Origin of the sequence: Yersinia artesiana (genome assembly GCF_902726545.1) — a bacterium.
Taxonomy (GTDB): domain Bacteria; phylum Pseudomonadota; class Gammaproteobacteria; order Enterobacterales; family Enterobacteriaceae; genus Yersinia; species Yersinia artesiana.
In genome coordinates, this window is the sequence record NZ_CACVAD010000049.1 from 1 (window position 1) to 15961 (window position 15961).

The following is a 15961-nucleotide window of genomic DNA, read 5'->3' on the forward strand; positions in this document are numbered from 1 at the left end:
ATTTCAAACTATCGTTATTGATATTAAGATTATACTCGTTAGTCTGAACATATTCCTTTTTATTACCATAAGAAACTGATCCTATTGATAAAGGTTTAACAATTGCCTTGTGTTCTTCTAAAGCAGAAATTGCTAAATTATCATTAGTAATGACTAAATCAGGAATAATAAAACCAACACGTTGTGCTAAATAAGCCTGAAGAATTTTATTGTCAACTCTGCGCATGACCGATGGTTTAGATAAACATCGGCCAGAAAAGCTCTCAACGATGCCTTCAATAAGCGAATGGCTTTCTTTGTGAGAAAAGGCTTGATACTGGGCGTCAATCACACCAGTAAGATCTTCAGATGCAGGTTTACGGTAGTAAATTGATTTACAGTTAGCTGAATTTACTTCATCACCAGAACTATCTTTGATTCTAAACCCTGATATATCGTAACTAATTCTATAGTTTGAAAAGTTATCTGTATTTAAACGGAAGAAAGCAATGTCTTTGTATCGTGCCATGATGTAGTCACATGTGCGATCAAAGCTGCTGGTGATGATCAGTATCCGGTTTTTCATCATATCCCTGATTGCAAAGAAGCATTTTCTAAATGATATGTAAAAAACTAAAATTAGCCAATGACAGTGGTAACAGTTTTGACGACCGACTTTAAATATTTGACTCTATTTTGTTGCCTACTTCTTCTAACAGAAAATAGATACTTACCCACCCAGTAGACATACCAACCACTAACCTCCGGTATTAATAATATTATATAGATGCGTTTTTACTTTCTGTCTCACAAAATCATCTGTGCTGCCCGGCATTTATAAATTGCTGCTAATTTCTCTCTGGTTTTCTTCTGTGGGCGAGAATCTACGGCTTCCCATTGGGATACAGCAGATTGGGTGGTGCCAAGCAGTTCTGCTATTTCATATTGCGAAAAACCACGGTAGATACGCCATGCAGCCAGCAAACTGACGCCATCGTTTACCATGATTTGAACAACTTCATTCGGGATGGTCTGATCATCATCGTTATCAGCAACATAGGGAATATCCTCATACTTCGCATTAGAGATAAGCTGCTGATATTCGGCAATGGGTAAGACCACAAACTGAGGCTTTCCTGCTTCATCATGAATGTATTGTAGTTTTGCCATCTTATTCACCTTAGTTGAGAAAAATAACGCCATGCCTTTGAGGGGAAATCTACTGAGCTAGCCTAATAGGTTGTTGTGGTTCTGCGTTTAACTTCCTGGATCGTACATATCACAGGGGTTCCCTCTATAATCTGAAAAATAATCCTGTAATTCCCCACTCGCATCCGATACTGGCCAGTACCCATCTGTAACTTTTTGATATCCAAATCAACAGCAGGGAAATTTGCCAGTTTATTCACTTTTTCACTGATGGATTTTCGATATCTGACATCTATTGAAAGTAACTGCTTAACCGCTTTCCTCGACCAGTCAACCTTGACCATCGTTTCCTCACTTTTATAAGTGATCACATCCGCTGTTATGGTCAAATAGTAGAGCTATATGTAAGCATGGTCAACACAAAAAGCTGATTATTGGCTAATTTTAATCTTATTAAAAACTAATGTATGAGTCTAAATAATAATTAATATTGATGAATTACATACGCATTACACCCACAAATGCGGCCCCTCTCGCATCCACAAAAATGTTTGTCCTAATTTACCACTGGTTAATTGAACAGTAGGGAATGGCCGGATATAGTGCTCCCGCAGCGGCAAATTCCGCTGCCGTGATTAGCGTCCCGGAATTCAATAGAGCGCACGACCGCACAGGCGGTTACTATGTGCGGGTACAGTTACACCTGTGAAAAAGCAATGGTGGGCTGGACGGGGGCATCGAAAGATGCGCCGGGTTCTCTGTTGACCGGTTACGCTAACCTCGTTCAGCTCACCACCCTCTTGAGGTTAGCGTCTCTTGGTGGTGATTTTAAAGCCATCAACTGAGAGGTTGTCATCATGGATTCGACGACTAAAGCCCCTTGCCGTACCGCTTTTCTTCACCTGCCAACATCACTGGCCGCCGCTCTCCTGCCGGAGGTGTGCCATGTACGATAACTCGCCCCACGAAGTGGAAGACCTTATTGATCATTGCCGTGCGCTCATTTACGCCGTTGTCGTGCTTGATCAACCCGTTGCAAAAGAAATACTCAATCTCGTTCTATGGCAGCAAATAGACCTGCTACATCAAACTTATCATCAAGCCACCAGCGAGCCTCTCGAGGCCGAATAACCCCTAAATGCCAAAAGGCATCGCGAGATGCCTTTAAAAAGTTTGGATAACTATTTCAGCCAGATAGCAAATATCCCTCCCCTATGCCCGTTTCCCAAATCTTCCATGAATCACATTCTCGCCATTTTCCAGGCTATCCATATAGTCGGCATACCATTGCAGCATTTCTCTGCGACCATCCAGATATTGAGCATGATTATAGGTACCGCGAATACTGTTTTTATCGACGTGAGCCAGTTGTGTTTCTATCCAGGCAGTATTAAAGCCCTGCTCATGCAAAATAGTGCTCATTGTGTGGCGAAAACCGTGGCCGGTGGCTCTACCGTGGTAGCCAATACGCTTTATGACCTGATTAATACTGGCCTCGCTCATTGGCTTTAGACTGTCATTACGACCAGGAAAAACTAATTTAAAGCGACCGGTAATAGCATGCAGTTGCAACAACAACTCTAAAACCTGTTCAGATAAAGGGACCAGATGTGGACGACGCATTTTCATTCGGATAGTAGGGACTTCCCACAGACCTTTATCTAAATTGAATTCAACCCACTCAGCAGCACGTAGCTCGATTGTTCGAACGCCGGTAAGCATGAGCAAACGGGTTGCTATTCGTGTGACAGGGCTGCCGCTATAGGCACTAAGAGACTGAAGATATTCAGGAAGTTCAGCGGCTAAAAGGTGGGGATAATGCTGATGTTTCTGTACTGCCAAAGCACCTGCCAGCTCACTGGCGGGGTTGTTCTCCGCCCTGCCGGTCACGATCGCATAGCGAAAAGTCTGATTGCACGCCTGACGAATTTTGCGCATTTTATCGAGGACACCACGCGCCTCTAGTTTACGCAGTGTTTCAAGCATCTCTCCAACATAGGGAAAAATATCATTTTCAAACGATTCCATTAAATCGTCGGCGTAACCTTTCGACCAATTAGGTCTTTTATAAGCATGCCATTCTCTAGCCAGCGCTTCGAACGTGTTATCAATGCTGACTTTCTTGGCCTGTTTATCTGCTTTTTTTTCTTCACCGGGATCCCCACCAGCAGCCAGAATTCGTTTGGCTTCGTCCCTTTTGGCACGGGCCTCAGCGAGAGTGATATCGGGATAGACCCCGATTGATAGCAGCTTTTCTTTTCCAGCAATCCGATACTTCAACCGCCAGTAACGTGAACCATTTGAGTTTACTAATAAAAATAATCCACCGCCGTCGGAGAGCTTGTAAGGTTTCTCTTTTCGTTTTGCGGTATCCACTTGCCGGGCGTTTAGTTTCATGTAGGGGTATCTCATTCCATTGAACCTAGACTTACCCCCATTTATACCCCCAACTATCTATAGAACTCAGTAGATGCGGATAAACGTAGGGATACTAGGAAGCTCCAGAGATACTGATTATATAAGGGATTTATGGACTTAGATAGACTTCAGGAGACGTAAAGATGGTACGCCCTACAGGGCTCGAACCTGTGACCTACGGCTTAGAAGGCCGTTGCTCTATCCAACTGAGCTAAGGGCGCATTTGATATTTACCGCAGCATAGAACGCTGCTGGTAGTCAGTTGCGGGTTGGATTATACGGGCAGTCGCCTTTGAGTCAATGGGTTTTCGCCTTACGGTTTATCAACTGGCTATTTAATCGTTAATTAATCGTTATTATGCGCCTGACAGCACGGCCCGCTTCTGACAAAATAGGCAGATTCCCGCTTTTTTAATTGATGGACCCTTCCACTGATGTCAGCGAAAATTATAGATGGTAAAACGATTGCGCAGCAGGTACGAAACGAAGTTGCTGCGTTGGTACAGAAACGTTTAGCCGCGGGTAAACGTGCTCCCGGCCTTGCTGTTGTGTTGGTAGGTGAAAATCCAGCTTCACAAATTTATGTCGCCAGTAAACGTAAGGCATGCGAAGAGGTGGGTTTTGTTTCCCGTTCTTATGACTTGCCGATGACCACCACAGAAGCCGAGCTGTTAGCCTTAATTGATTCACTGAATAACGATAGTGAAATTGATGGGATTCTGGTGCAACTGCCACTGCCTGCGGGGATTGATAATGTCAAAGTCCTGGAACACATTCATCCAGATAAAGACGTCGATGGTTTCCATCCTTACAACGTGGGGCGCTTGTGTCAGCGCGCGCCTAAACTGCGTCCTTGCACCCCACGCGGCATAGTGACACTGCTGGAACGTTATGAAATCCCGACTTACGGTCTGAACGCTGTCGTCGTGGGAGCATCAAATATTGTTGGTCGCCCGATGAGCCTTGAGTTATTGCTGGCTGGCTGCACCACTACCGTCACGCATCGTTTTACTAAAAATCTGCGCCAGCATGTCGAAAATGCGGATTTATTGGTGGTTGCTGTCGGTAAACCTGGTTTTATTCCTGGTGAGTGGATTAAACCCGGTGCAATCGTGATTGATGTCGGCATTAACCGCCTTGAAAATGGTAAAGTAGTCGGCGATGTAGAATTTGATGTCGCTGTTGAGCGTGCGAGTTGGATTACACCGGTTCCCGGTGGCGTCGGGCCGATGACCGTTGCAACACTGATACAAAATACCTTGCAAGCCTGCGAGGAATATCACGACATCAACGAAAATAGAGTGAAAGGACAGTAATGGACATTTTTCATTTAGAAAAACACCCGCACGTCGAGCTATGTGACTTATTAAAGCTGCAAGGTTGGAACGATAGCGGTGCATCAGCAAAAGCCGCCATCGCTGATGGGCAGGTAAAAGTCGACGGGAATGTGGAAACGCGCAAGCGCTGCAAGATCCTGGCTGACCAGATTGTTGAGTTTCAAGGTATGAAAGTACAGGTTAAAGCCTAATAACCTCAGCAACGGCGAGTTTTAGCTGGTTATTGCAAAAAACTGCCGTTGTAGTAGTGAAAAGTACAAAATATGGGCAAAAAAATGCGGTTGCTGGCGAACTCCAGAACCGCAATTTTTTTAGCGTGCAGCCCACTTAACAACTGCCAGCTCCGTATTATTTACGACGCCAGGTCGTCCCTTGCGGGCCATCTTCCAGCACAATACCTAATTCATTCAATTGATCACGAGCAGAGTCTGCCAGCGCCCAATCTTTGCTGCTGCGGGCATCGTTGCGCTGCTTGATAAGCGCTTCGATTTTTGCCACTTCATCGTCGTCAGTCTGCGCACCACTTTGTAAAAACAGTTCTGGATCCTGTTCCAATAATCCCAGCACATGCGCCAGTTTACGCAACTCTGCCGCTAACGCATTTGCCGCAGTCATATCTTCAGCTTTCAGGCGATTCACTTCGCGCGCAATATCAAACAGCACCGAGTAGGCTTCTGGAGTATTGAAATCATCATCCATTGCCGCACGGAAACGCGCTTCAAACTCAGCGCCACCCGCCGGCGTTGCATTCTCGTCAGTGCCGCGCAGCGCAGTATATAAACGCTCTAATGAAGCACGCGCTTGCTTGAGGTTTTCTTCGCTGTAATTAAGCTGGCTACGATAGTGGCCAGACATCAGGAAATAACGCACGGTTTCCGCATCGTAATACGCCAACACATCACGGATAGTGAAGAAGTTATTGAGTGATTTCGACATTTTTTCTTTGTCAATCATCACCATACCGGAATGCATCCAGTAATTAACATATGGGCCATCATGGGCACAGGTAGATTGTGCAATTTCATTTTCATGGTGCGGGAACATCAAATCAGAGCCACCGCCGTGAATATCGAAATGCGCACCGAGTTGCTTACCGTTCATTGCAGAACATTCAATATGCCAGCCTGGGCGGCCCGGCCCCCAAGGTGATTCCCAACTAGGTTCACCCGGTTTGGACATTTTCCACAGCACGAAATCCATCGGATTACGTTTAACATCAGCCACTTCAACACGCGCACCTGCCTGCAACTGATCCAAGTCCTGACGCGATAACACACCGTAATCCGGATCACTTTCAACAGAGAACATGACATCCCCATTGGCCGCTACATAAGCATGATTACGGGCGATCAAGCGCTCAGTCAGCTCAATAATTTCAGGGATATGATGGGTAGCACGCGGCTCTAAATCCGGGCGTTGAAGGTTCAATGCATCAAAATCTTTATGCATTTCAGCCAACATGCGCGTGGTCAATTGCTCACAAGTTTCATTGTTTTCAATGGCGCGTTTGATAATTTTGTCGTCAACGTCTGTCACGTTGCGAACATATGTCAGAGAGTAACCTAAATAACGCAAATAACGTGCAACGACGTCGAAAGCGACAAAAGTACGCCCATGCCCAATGTGACACAGGTCATAAATGGTGATCCCGCATACGTACATGCCAATTTTACCGGCATGAATAGGCTTGAATTCCTCTTTTTGGCGACTCAGTGTATTAAAAATCTTTAGCATCGGGACATTCCGTGGTTTTTGTTTTTGCGAAACGCATGGTTTAAAAAGATATCATCAGATTATGCGGTAAATCAGCTCATGATACAGCACTTTTTCGCCTATCCTGGCGGCGTTTCGAGTGCTGACTCAATCCCGCAGATATGATATAAGAGCCGTCTAAAGAGTCACGACTCATTTGTGAATACACTTATTACACTAGCAGGAACATTATTATGGTCACGTTTCATACTAATCACGGCGATATCGTCATCAACACCTTCGCGGATAAAGCGCCGGTTACCGTTGAAAACTTCCTGAACTACTGCCGTAAAGGTTTCTATGATAACACTATCTTCCACCGTGTTATCGATGGTTTCATGATTCAGGGCGGTGGTTTTGAGCCGGGCATGAACCAGAAAACGACTGATGCTCCAATCAAGAACGAAGCCAACAACGGTCTGAAAAATACCCGTGGCACTCTGGCAATGGCGCGTACCAACGATCCACACTCTGCCACTGCTCAGTTCTTTATTAACGTTGCAGACAATGACTTCCTGAACTTCCGTTCAGAACGCCCGGATGGTTGGGGTTACTGCGTATTTGCTGAAGTGACTGAAGGCCTGGACGTGGTTGATAAAATCAAAAACGTCGCTACCGGTCGCAGCGGTATGCATCAAGATGTGCCAAAAGAAGATGTGATCATTCAAAGCGTTACTGTAAGCGAGTAATAACGGCTTAATGAGCACGCTTTTTATTGCAGATTTGCATCTTAGCGTTCAGGAACCGGCAATCACTGCCGGTTTCCTGCATTTTATCCAGCGCGAAGCGATTCATGCCGACGCGTTATATATTCTGGGCGATTTATTCGAGTCCTGGATTGGCGATGATGATCCCGAACCGCTGTATCGACAAATCGCTGCTGCGTTAAAATCACTCCAACAGCACGGCGTGCCTTGCTACTTTATTCACGGCAATCGCGATTTTCTACTGGGTAAACACTTTGCTTTTGAAAGCGGTATGACTTTGCTACCGGAAGAAAAAGTTGTTGATTTATATGGCCGTAAAATCGTTATTTTACATGGCGATACCCTGTGTACTGATGATGCTGATTATCAGCATTTTCGCCGTCGAGTACACAACCCCGTGATCCAAAAATTATTCTTATGGCTGCCGCTGCGCTTTCGGTTACGCATTGCTGCTTATATGCGCAATCAAAGCCAACAAAATAATAGCGGTAAATCGCAACTGATTATGGATGTGAATCCACACGCGGTAGTTGAGGCTTTCGAGCGGAATAATGTCAGTTGGATGATTCATGGGCATACCCATCGCCCTGCGGTTCATACTGTTGAATTAGCATCGACAACCGCACACCGGGTGGTTTTGGGCGCCTGGCATGTTGAAGGCTCCATGGTTAAAGTCACGGCCGATAAAGTTGAATTGATTAAATTCCCGTTTTAGCTTTCACGTTTTACCTCATGAAGCGCAATAAAAAAACTAATAAAACCCGCTAAAAGCAGCTACGCAACCGTTTTCCTTGTCTGTGGCTCATGATATGCTCTACGCCCTCTTCGCCAGTCACGATTTATAGAAAATCGCTCTGGCCGACGCTTGCGCAATCACAGGAGCTTTACACTCATGGGAGCTAACCTCGATTCGGCTTATCCAGCCGGGGTTAAAATCGCTATCGTAATGGGGTCCAAGAGTGACTGGGCCACCATGCAGTTCGCCGCCGACGTGCTCACCACGCTCAATGTCCCGTTTCATGTTGAAGTTGTTTCCGCGCACCGAACCCCTGACAAACTGTTCAGCTTTGCCGAACAAGCCGATGCCAATGGCTTACATGTCATTATTGCAGGTGCGGGCGGCGCAGCTCACTTGCCGGGTATGCTGGCAGCCAAAACACTGGTGCCCGTCCTCGGTGTGCCGGTGCAAAGTGCGGCATTAAGTGGTGTCGATAGCCTGTATTCCATCGTGCAAATGCCGCGCGGTATTCCTGTGGGGACACTGGCGATCGGTAAAGCAGGTGCAGCGAATGCGGCCTTGTTGGCGGCTCAAATACTGGCACTGCATGATACTGAATTGGCTGCACGTTTAGCTGATTGGCGTACCAGCCAAACCGACGAAGTGTTAGATAATCCAGATCCGCGGGTGCCAGACTTACAGGTGACGGCATGAAACCTGTTTGCGTATTAGGAAATGGTCAGTTAGGACGCATGCTACGTCAAGCCGGCGAGCCGCTAGGTATTGCCGTGTATCCGGTGGGTTTAGATGCCGAGCCAGAAGCCGTGCCCTATCAGAATAGTGTGATTACCGCCGAAATTGAGCGCTGGCCGGAAACGGCTTTAACCCGTGAACTCGCCACCCACACGGCTTTCGTTAACCGCGATATTTTTCCTCAGCTGGCTGATCGTCTGACGCAAAAGCAATTGCTCGATAGCCTGAATTTGGCGACCGCTCCCTGGCAATTATTGGCGAGCGCCAGCGAATGGCCGCACATTTTTGCCACGCTGGGTGAATTAGCCATCGTAAAACGCCGGGTTGGCGGTTATGACGGCCGGGGTCAGTGGCGTTTACGCACCGGTGAACAAGAGAGTTTACCCGCCGATGCTTACGGCGAATGTATTGTCGAGCAGGGTATTAACTTTTCTGGCGAGGTTTCACTGGTCGGTGCGCGCAGCCATCAAGGTCAATCGGTCTTTTATCCACTCACCCATAACCTGCATGAAGATGGCATCCTGCGCATGAGTGTGGCTTTGCCACAACCCAATAGCAGACTACAGCAGCAAGCAGAAAAAATGCTGTCTGCCATTATGGATAAGCTGAATTATGTTGGTGTGATGGCGATGGAATGCTTTATCGTCGGCGACAGTTTGTTGATCAATGAGCTGGCACCACGGGTGCATAATAGTGGGCATTGGACACAAAATGGCGCTTCTATCAGCCAGTTCGAGCTGCATCTGCGCGCTATTTTGGGTTTGCCACTGCCAACACCGGTGGTCAATACTCCGTCGGCGATGGTCAATCTGATTGGTACGCCAGTGAATACCGATTGGCTGTCACTGCCCCTGGTGCATCTGCATTGGTATGAAAAAGAAGTGCGCGAGGGGCGCAAAGTGGGTCATTTGAATTTAAATGATCCCGATGGTGCGGCATTAAGCACCGCCCTGGCGGCACTGGCCCCGCTGTTACCAGCGGAATACCAAAACGCCCTGCGCTGGGCGCGAGCCAAGTTATAATAAAATCAAAGCATAAATAAGTCACGGTACTCGCCGTGACTTGAGGTTAATGACAAAGTGCCCGTAACGGTGAAAACAGGCAGATCGTAAAGACGCCGTAAACCCTTCCCTGGGGGCTCGAGCCGCGCCATCCGTGGCGCGGACGCTTTACTCTTCTCCCTGTCCTCACCTTGCAAGATCGAGTCCTCAGGGTTTGTCAGCGGTCTGAAGTCACGGTACTGGCCGTAACTTGAAACTACTGACAAAATCAAATGAAGGGGAAACGTGCCGTTGGGGCCGCTCTTAGTTTCAATACAAGTGCGTAAGCCATCGGATCGCCCCAAGGTGCGGTCACCCCTTCACTCACCAATGCTAAATCTAATAACTGCGGAACAGTGCCCGCCCCCGCAACAACCTTGTCCCTAACCAACCACCACACAGTGACAGCAACAAGGCCGCTGCCAGTGGCAATAACCACCACATGACCCAATTTGGCTGCCACGGGAAATCAAACACTAACCGTTGTAATGCCCAAAGTGCGGCTTCGGCACCAATGGCTGCCGCCAGCCCTGCCACCAGCCCCAGTAACGCAAACTCCCACCACAATGTGCCTCGCAGTAAGCGTTTACTTGCACCAAGTGTCCGGTACACCACCAGTTCCTGACGGCGCTGGCGCATACCGACTTGCACTTGCGCTAATAGCAGTAAGGTGCCACAGATAATCACCAATACCACCATCACTTCCAGCGCCCGGCTGACCTGTTGCAGCACTTGCCCGACCTGTTTCAACATCGCCCCGATATCCAGCAAGCTGAGAGTCGGGAACTGACGGTTCAATTGCGTCAATACCTCCCCGTCACCGTGATAACGGAAGCTGGTCAGCCAGGTTTGTGGTTGCCCATCCAGAGCGCCCGGCGGGAAAATAAAGTAAAAATTAGGGCGCAGACTTTCCCAGTCCACCTGACGAACACTGCTCACCGTGGCACCAAATGACTGCGTATCGCCACTGAATGTCAGTTTATCGCCGATTTTAATACCCAATCTGTCAGCAATCCCTTGCTCTATCGATACCTCATCCGCCTTGGGCGGCCATTGACCTGCGGTCAAAATATTGTGCGCCGGTAGATCCTGCTGCCAGGTCAGATTCAGCTCCCGATTAACCGCCTCACCGCCGGGTGCATCTTCTGCGACCCGCTCAGTCGCCAGTTGTTGATTAATCTCACTCAAACGCACTCGGACAATCGGATAGAAAGTCGACGGCGTTATCTGATGCTGCGTGAGAAACTCCGTGACTTGCGGCACCTGTTGCGGTGTCATATTCAGCAAAAAGTAATTCGGGCTATCTGGTGGCAACTGTTGTTGCCAGCGATCCAAAAGATCCCCGCGCAGCACCAATAACAGCGCCAACAGCATAAATGAAAGAGAGAATGCAGCCAGTTGGGTCAGGGTCATCCAGGGTTGGCGCAGTAAGCGGTTAATAGCCAGCCGCAATGACAGGCGAGTGACCGTCAGGCGACGTAACAGTAATAAACCGCCCCATCCGACCACACCTAACAGCAGCGCCAATACCACCATCCCCCCGAGGATCGCCCATAGCAGCGTATTCCCCCCCATCAGTAAGGCTAATAGCCCGACCACAATGGCGATCATCACCGGAATAAAGTAGCGCAGCGGCCAGACATTAGCGGAAACATCACGGCGCAGTACCCGCAGTGGTTGAGTCGCCAGCAGTTGCCGGTATGGGCGAATACCCACCAGCAGAGAAATCAATATCAGCGATCCCATTGACCATACCCATGGCCATACGCCAGCTGCCGGTAATGCGGCGGGTAATACTGGGGATAACAAACGAACTAATATTTTCTCGAACAATAAACCAATTACACTGCCGCACAGCCCAGCCAATACTAAAACCGAGAGCCATTGGCCGATAATCAACCGCCGCAACGCGCTGCGCCCGGCACCTAATGTCTTTAGCACCGCCACCAGATCATAGCGACTGCGGCAATAATGCCCCATCGCCACAGCAACCGCGGCAATGGAGAGCAATAACGTCAATAACGCCGATAGCAGCAAGAACTGCTGTGCGCGCTGTAGGGATTTCCCCAGCGCGCCGCCCGACTCTTGCAAACCATACCAGCGCTGATCCGGTTTCAATTGTGGCGTCAGCCAGTCACTAAACTGAGTGATAGCCTCCGTTGGGCCTGCAAACATATAGTGATAGCTCAACCGGCTACCCGGTTGTATTGCACCGGTTTTCTCCACATCAGCCAGATTGATTAAAATTCGCGGCGCGGTCTGGAAGGGGTTAAAACCCGAATCAGGTTCTTGCAGCACTTCGCCAATGATTTTCAGCGAAGTATCACCAACTTCCAATGTGTCGCCGACTTTAACACCGAGCAGCGCCAACAACCGCGGGGCCACCAGCGCGGTTCCCGGCTCAAGTTTGACATCTGCCGGTAAAGTTTCCAGCTTGCCATACAGTGGATAAGCTAAATCTGTGGCTTTTACATCTGCCAGTTGTGGGCGATCTCCGGCAAAAGTCATGGTCATAAATGAAAGCTGGCGGCTGACAGACAACCCCTGCTGTTTCGCCTCCAATAACCACGCTTCAGGAGCGGGACGGGACGTTTTCAGCACCCGATCGCCTGCCAGAAAATCACGGCTTTGCTGACTAAGCCCTTTTTCCATGCGATCGCTGATAGTCCCTAGCGCCAGCACACAAGCGACAGCCAGAGTTAATGCCAACCAGACAATCAGCAGTGAGGGCGAGCGCCATTCACGCCAAAACCAGCGCCAAATCATGCTTCCTCCCACAATTTACCGTCTTGTAGTCGCAGCCGGCGCTGGCAACGGCCAGCCAACTGCACATCATGGGTTACCAGTATCAGCGTGGTGTCATAGTCGCGATTAAGAGAAAAGAGTAAGTCGGCAATACGGTCACCGGTATGGCGATCAAGATTGCCGGTTGGCTCATCGGCAAATAACACTTTTGGCCGCCCACTAAAGGCTCGAGCCAACGCCACCCGTTGCTGCTCGCCACCGGAGAGTTGAGCCGGAAGGTGGTGAAGGCGCTTCTCAAGGCCCACCAGCTTTAATAGCTCAATGGCATGCACTTTACTCTCGCGTTCACTTTCACCACGTAACAGCGCCGGAAGTTGGACATTTTCCAATGTATTAAGTGTCGGCACCAACATAAATGATTGGAAAACAAAACCAACATTTTTTGCCCGCAGTTGCGCGCGCCCTTCTTCATCCATGGCAGTCAAAGAGTGGCCGAGTAAACTCACCTCACCGCTACTTCCATCATCGAGGCCCGCCAGAATTCCCAGCAAAGTTGATTTACCTGAACCTGACTCACCAATCAGCGCAATTGTCTGAGCGGGTTTGACAACCAACTCAACTCCGGTAAGGATGGAGATCTGTTGCTCACCCTGACCGACGTGTTTATTAAGATGATGAACTTCAAGAACGTTTTCCGCTGGCATCTTCCCTTCCTATTACTATTGGGATTATTCAGTTTGCGTGCCGCCGCAACCGACACACTTTTGATTCTCGGCGACAGTTTAAGCGCCGGTTACCGCCTGCCCATTGCCGAAGCCTGGCCTTCACGGCTGGATAAAACATGGCAGGCCACCCCATCATTACCCAAGGTGGTTAACGCCAGTATCAGTGGCGATACAGCGGCCCAGGGCTTAGCCCGTCTGCCTGCCTTGCTGAAACAACATCAGCCCCGCTGGGTACTGATTGAATTAGGTGCCAATGACGGCCTGCGCGGTTTCCCAACGCAGGATATTCAACGGGATCTCACGCAAGTTATCAACCTGATAAAGGAAGCAAAAGCGCAACCCTTATTGATGCAAATCCGCATTCCACCTAACTACGGCCGCCGTTATACTGATGCCTTCAGTGCGATGTATCCACAACTGGCACAGCAATTTGGCATCCCATTGGTACCATTCTTTATGGAACAGGTTGCCGTAAAGCCTGAGTGGATGCAGGATGATGGCTTACATCCTAACGCCTTGGCGCAACCTTTCATTGCCGATTGGATGGCGCAGCAACTCAAGCCGTTAGTCACTAATAAGCCTTAGTTAACCACTTGTTTAGATAAATAGAACCACTCATCAGGTAAAGTTATGCAAAAAACAGTATTAATTACCGGTTGTTCCAGCGGCATTGGCCTGGTTGCAGCGCAAGACTTGAAAAACCGCGGCTATCGCATCCTCGCCGCCTGCCGTAAGCCCGATGATGTGGCGAAGATGACACAGTTGGGTCTGGAAGGTATTGAACTGGATTTGGATGACAGTGCCAGTGTCGAACGCGCGGCAGCACAAGTTATTGAGCTGACAGGCGGGCGCTTGTATGCTTTGTTTAATAATGGTGGTTTTGGCCTGTATGGCCCATTACAGACAATTTCACGCCAGCAGTTGGAAAAACAATTTTCCACTAATTTGTTTGGCACTCACCAACTAACACAATTATTACTGCCCGCCATGCTGCCTCATGGTGAAGGGCGCATCATTCAAACCAGTTCAGTGATGGGATTGGTTTCAACTGCCGGTCGCGGTGCTTATGCCGCCAGTAAATATGCGTTAGAAGCCTGGTCAGATGCATTACGAATGGAACTGCATGATAGCGGAATTCATGTCAGTTTGATTGAACCCGGCCCGATAAGCACTCATTTCACACAAAATGTGAATCAGGCCCAAGCTGATAAGCCGGTGAGTAACCCCGGTATTGCGCAGCGTTTTACACTGCCACCAGAAGCGATTTTGCCGAAATTGCGTCACGCGCTGGAAAGCCCGCGCCCGCAATTGCGCTATCCGGTCACCTTAGTGGCCCATGCATTGACGATACTGCGCCGCATATTACCGGGGCGGATGCTAGATAAAGTCCTGCGTGGCAATTCTTGATAATAGTGATGAGGGTTGAAGCAACATAATTAGCCCCAATTAACTGCTATACCCTAAATAATTCGAGTGGCAGGAAGGCGGCAAGCGAATGAATCCCGATGAGTTGACACCAGTCAATGATTCGGGTGAATGAGAGCAGCCAACACACATGCAGCTTGAAGTATGACGGGTATAAAACGGATGAGAGAAATAATTCATGCTAGCACCTACAACGATTGATATTACCGAAGCGAACCTACATCAGACCTTAGAACAGTCCATGACAGTGCCGGTGCTGTTCTACTTTTGGTCTGAACGCAGCCAGCACTGTCTGCAACTCACCCCTGTGCTGGATAAACTGGCCGCCGAGTATGCAGGCCAATTCATTTTGGCGCGGGTCGATTGCGATGCGCAGCAGATGGTGGCTTCACAATTTGGTTTGCGCTCAATTCCGGCCGTGTATCTGTTTAAAGACGGTCAGCCAGTTGATGGCTTCCAAGGGCCACAGCCAGAAGAAGTTATCCGCGAATTATTGCAACGGGTATTACCGAAACCTGAAGAGCTGAAAGCAGCCGAAGCGGCACAATTGATAAGCGAGGGTAAGGTACAAGAAGCACTGCCATTGCTGAAAGATGCCTGGCAGTTGATGCAGCAAAGCCATAACCCGCAAACCAGTGACATTGCGCTGCAACTGGCGGAGGCACAAATTCAGCTCAACCGTAGCGAAGATGCCGAAAGCGTATTGGCGACAATACCACTGCAAGACCGCGATACCCGCTATCAGGGGCTGATTGCACAAATCGAGTTGCTCAAACAAGCCGCTGACACACCAGAAATTCAGCAGTTGCAACAACAAGTCGCCGAACAACCGGACAACGTTGAGTTGGCGGTTCAGTTAGCGCTGCAACTGCATCAGGTAGGTCGTAACGAAGAGGCGCTGGAGTTACTGTTGGGCCACTTGAAGCAAGATCTGGCCGCCGCCAACGGTACTGCACGTAAGACATTAATGGATATTTTGGCCGCATTGGGCACTGGCGATGCATTGGCGGCTAAATACCGCCGTCAGCTTTATGCATTGCTATACTAACAGGCGCTTTTAACGATCATTTTCCGCCCTACTGGTTACCATTATTTGCTACTGCGCGGGGCCAACCCGCGCTGTTTTATTCTGCCTCAACCTGACTTTCTCTCATTTACACGCTTTTACCTGCCTTTAGTTAGGCATTTAGCGCCCCGTCACGTAATATTAAGA

General features: G+C 48.8%; 17 protein-coding genes and 1 tRNA gene. 10 read left to right on the forward strand and 8 right to left on the reverse strand.

Features of this window, described 5'->3' with window-relative positions; genetic code table 11:
• From HU019_RS15600 to HU019_RS15610, 3 genes are all read right to left on the reverse strand, one after another.
• Positions 1-565 (reverse strand): MvdC/MvdD family ATP grasp protein (locus HU019_RS15600; RefSeq protein WP_413251236.1); only part of this gene is annotated, 565 nt, incomplete at its 3' end.
• Between the two features lie 221 nt (positions 566-786).
• Positions 787-1149, reverse strand: coding sequence for a helix-turn-helix domain-containing protein (locus HU019_RS15605; RefSeq protein ID WP_002353808.1), 363 nt, complete (start codon positions 1147-1149; stop codon positions 787-789).
• A 62-nt stretch (positions 1150-1211) separates the two neighbouring features.
• On the reverse strand, positions 1212-1472 hold the full coding sequence (locus tag HU019_RS15610; protein WP_038631095.1) for a type II toxin-antitoxin system RelE family toxin: 261 nt from the start codon (positions 1470-1472) through the stop codon (positions 1212-1214).
• A 601-nt stretch (positions 1473-2073) separates the two neighbouring features.
• Between HU019_RS15610 and HU019_RS15620 the strand changes: the two genes are divergently transcribed.
• Positions 2074-2259: a hypothetical protein gene (locus tag HU019_RS15620; RefSeq protein WP_050298252.1), complete on the forward strand. Its 186-nt coding sequence runs from the start codon at positions 2074-2076 to the stop codon at positions 2257-2259.
• Positions 2260-2340: 81 nt separating this feature from the next.
• Here the strand turns inward: HU019_RS15620 and HU019_RS15625 are convergent, their stop codons facing one another.
• Both HU019_RS15625 and HU019_RS15630 read right to left on the reverse strand, forming a co-directional pair.
• The gene (locus HU019_RS15625; RefSeq protein WP_174849870.1) at positions 2341-3525 is read right to left on the reverse strand and encodes a tyrosine-type recombinase/integrase; all 1185 of its coding nucleotides are present in this window, start codon (positions 3523-3525) and stop codon (positions 2341-2343) included.
• A gap of 165 nt (positions 3526-3690) precedes the next feature.
• A tRNA-Arg gene (locus HU019_RS15630) sits at positions 3691-3767 on the reverse strand.
• A 213-nt stretch (positions 3768-3980) separates the two neighbouring features.
• Here HU019_RS15630 and folD point away from each other — a divergent pair.
• Together folD and ybcJ are read left to right on the forward strand one after the other, a co-directional pair.
• Entirely contained in the window at positions 3981-4862 is an 882-nt protein-coding gene (gene folD, locus HU019_RS15635; RefSeq protein ID WP_174849869.1) for a bifunctional methylenetetrahydrofolate dehydrogenase/methenyltetrahydrofolate cyclohydrolase FolD, read from the forward strand.
• On the forward strand, positions 4862-5074 hold the full coding sequence (gene ybcJ, locus HU019_RS15640) for a ribosome-associated protein YbcJ (protein ID WP_004390634.1): 213 nt from the start codon (positions 4862-4864) through the stop codon (positions 5072-5074). The genes folD and ybcJ overlap by 1 nt, the downstream gene beginning before the upstream one ends.
• 157 nt (positions 5075-5231) lie before the next feature.
• On the opposite strand, the gene cysS is transcribed toward ybcJ, so the two are convergent.
• The gene (gene cysS / locus HU019_RS15645; protein WP_174849868.1) at positions 5232-6617 is read right to left on the reverse strand and encodes a cysteine--tRNA ligase; all 1386 of its coding nucleotides are present in this window, start codon (positions 6615-6617) and stop codon (positions 5232-5234) included.
• A gap of 212 nt (positions 6618-6829) precedes the next feature.
• Here cysS and ppiB point away from each other — a divergent pair, with 212 nt between their 5' ends.
• The 4 genes from ppiB (at position 6830) to purK (ending at position 9835) form a co-directional block, all read left to right on the forward strand.
• Entirely contained in the window at positions 6830-7324 is a 495-nt protein-coding gene (ppiB, locus tag HU019_RS15650; RefSeq protein ID WP_005158275.1) for a peptidylprolyl isomerase B, read from the forward strand.
• Between the two features lie 10 nt (positions 7325-7334).
• The gene (locus HU019_RS15655) at positions 7335-8057 is read left to right on the forward strand and encodes a UDP-2,3-diacylglucosamine diphosphatase (RefSeq protein ID WP_174849867.1); all 723 of its coding nucleotides are present in this window, start codon (positions 7335-7337) and stop codon (positions 8055-8057) included.
• A 177-nt stretch (positions 8058-8234) separates the two neighbouring features.
• Positions 8235-8774: a 5-(carboxyamino)imidazole ribonucleotide mutase gene (gene purE / locus HU019_RS15660; RefSeq protein ID WP_174849866.1), complete on the forward strand. Its 540-nt coding sequence runs from the start codon at positions 8235-8237 to the stop codon at positions 8772-8774.
• Positions 8771-9835: a 5-(carboxyamino)imidazole ribonucleotide synthase gene (gene purK, locus HU019_RS15665; protein ID WP_174849865.1), complete on the forward strand. Its 1065-nt coding sequence runs from the start codon at positions 8771-8773 to the stop codon at positions 9833-9835. Before purE ends, purK begins: the two co-directional genes overlap by 4 nt.
• Positions 9836-10192: 357 nt before the next feature.
• Here purK and ybbP read toward each other — a convergent pair whose 3' ends face one another.
• Together ybbP and ybbA are read right to left on the reverse strand one after the other, a co-directional pair.
• Positions 10193-12619, reverse strand: a complete 2427-nt coding sequence (gene ybbP, locus HU019_RS15670) for a putative ABC transporter permease subunit YbbP (RefSeq protein WP_174849864.1) — start codon at positions 12617-12619, stop codon at positions 10193-10195.
• A complete protein-coding gene (gene ybbA / locus HU019_RS15675) occupies positions 12616-13302 on the reverse strand; it encodes a putative ABC transporter ATP-binding protein YbbA (protein WP_174849863.1) in 687 nt (228 codons plus the stop codon). The genes ybbP and ybbA overlap by 4 nt, the downstream gene beginning before the upstream one ends.
• Here ybbA and tesA point away from each other — a divergent pair.
• From tesA to HU019_RS15690, 3 genes are all read left to right on the forward strand, one after another.
• Positions 13273-13908, forward strand: a complete 636-nt coding sequence (gene tesA / locus HU019_RS15680; protein WP_174849872.1) for a multifunctional acyl-CoA thioesterase I/protease I/lysophospholipase L1 — start codon at positions 13273-13275, stop codon at positions 13906-13908. The two genes, ybbA and tesA, sit on opposite strands and share 30 nt — an antisense overlap.
• A gap of 45 nt (positions 13909-13953) precedes the next feature.
• Positions 13954-14730 (forward strand): SDR family oxidoreductase, encoded by a 777-nt coding sequence (locus tag HU019_RS15685; RefSeq protein WP_174849862.1) that lies wholly within the window; start codon positions 13954-13956, stop codon positions 14728-14730.
• A 196-nt stretch (positions 14731-14926) separates the two neighbouring features.
• Positions 14927-15796, forward strand: coding sequence for a co-chaperone YbbN (locus tag HU019_RS15690; protein ID WP_174849861.1), 870 nt, complete (start codon positions 14927-14929; stop codon positions 15794-15796).
• Positions 15797-15961 lie beyond the last annotated feature (165 nt).

Coding starts and splice junctions, on each gene's coding strand:
- HU019_RS15610 (WP_038631095.1), bottom strand. CDS start 1,472: ATGGTCAAGGTTGACTGGTCGAGGAAAGCGGTTAAGCAGTTACTTTCA.
- HU019_RS15690 (WP_174849861.1), top strand. CDS start 14,927: ATGCTAGCACCTACAACGATTGATATTACCGAAGCGAACCTACATCAG.
- purK (WP_174849865.1), top strand. CDS start 8,771: ATGAAACCTGTTTGCGTATTAGGAAATGGTCAGTTAGGACGCATGCTA.
- ybbA (WP_174849863.1), bottom strand. CDS start 13,302: ATGCCAGCGGAAAACGTTCTTGAAGTTCATCATCTTAATAAACACGTC.
- HU019_RS15620 (WP_050298252.1), top strand. CDS start 2,074: ATGTACGATAACTCGCCCCACGAAGTGGAAGACCTTATTGATCATTGC.
- ybbP (WP_174849864.1), bottom strand. CDS start 12,619: ATGATTTGGCGCTGGTTTTGGCGTGAATGGCGCTCGCCCTCACTGCTG.
- purE (WP_174849866.1), top strand. CDS start 8,235: ATGGGAGCTAACCTCGATTCGGCTTATCCAGCCGGGGTTAAAATCGCT.
- ybcJ (WP_004390634.1), top strand. CDS start 4,862: ATGGACATTTTTCATTTAGAAAAACACCCGCACGTCGAGCTATGTGAC.
- folD (WP_174849869.1), top strand. CDS start 3,981: ATGTCAGCGAAAATTATAGATGGTAAAACGATTGCGCAGCAGGTACGA.
- HU019_RS15625 (WP_174849870.1), bottom strand. CDS start 3,525: ATGAAACTAAACGCCCGGCAAGTGGATACCGCAAAACGAAAAGAGAAA.
- HU019_RS15655 (WP_174849867.1), top strand. CDS start 7,335: ATGAGCACGCTTTTTATTGCAGATTTGCATCTTAGCGTTCAGGAACCG.
- HU019_RS15605 (WP_002353808.1), bottom strand. CDS start 1,149: ATGGCAAAACTACAATACATTCATGATGAAGCAGGAAAGCCTCAGTTT.
- ppiB (WP_005158275.1), top strand. CDS start 6,830: ATGGTCACGTTTCATACTAATCACGGCGATATCGTCATCAACACCTTC.
- tesA (WP_174849872.1), top strand. CDS start 13,273: ATGAACTTCAAGAACGTTTTCCGCTGGCATCTTCCCTTCCTATTACTA.
- HU019_RS15685 (WP_174849862.1), top strand. CDS start 13,954: ATGCAAAAAACAGTATTAATTACCGGTTGTTCCAGCGGCATTGGCCTG.
- cysS (WP_174849868.1), bottom strand. CDS start 6,617: ATGCTAAAGATTTTTAATACACTGAGTCGCCAAAAAGAGGAATTCAAG.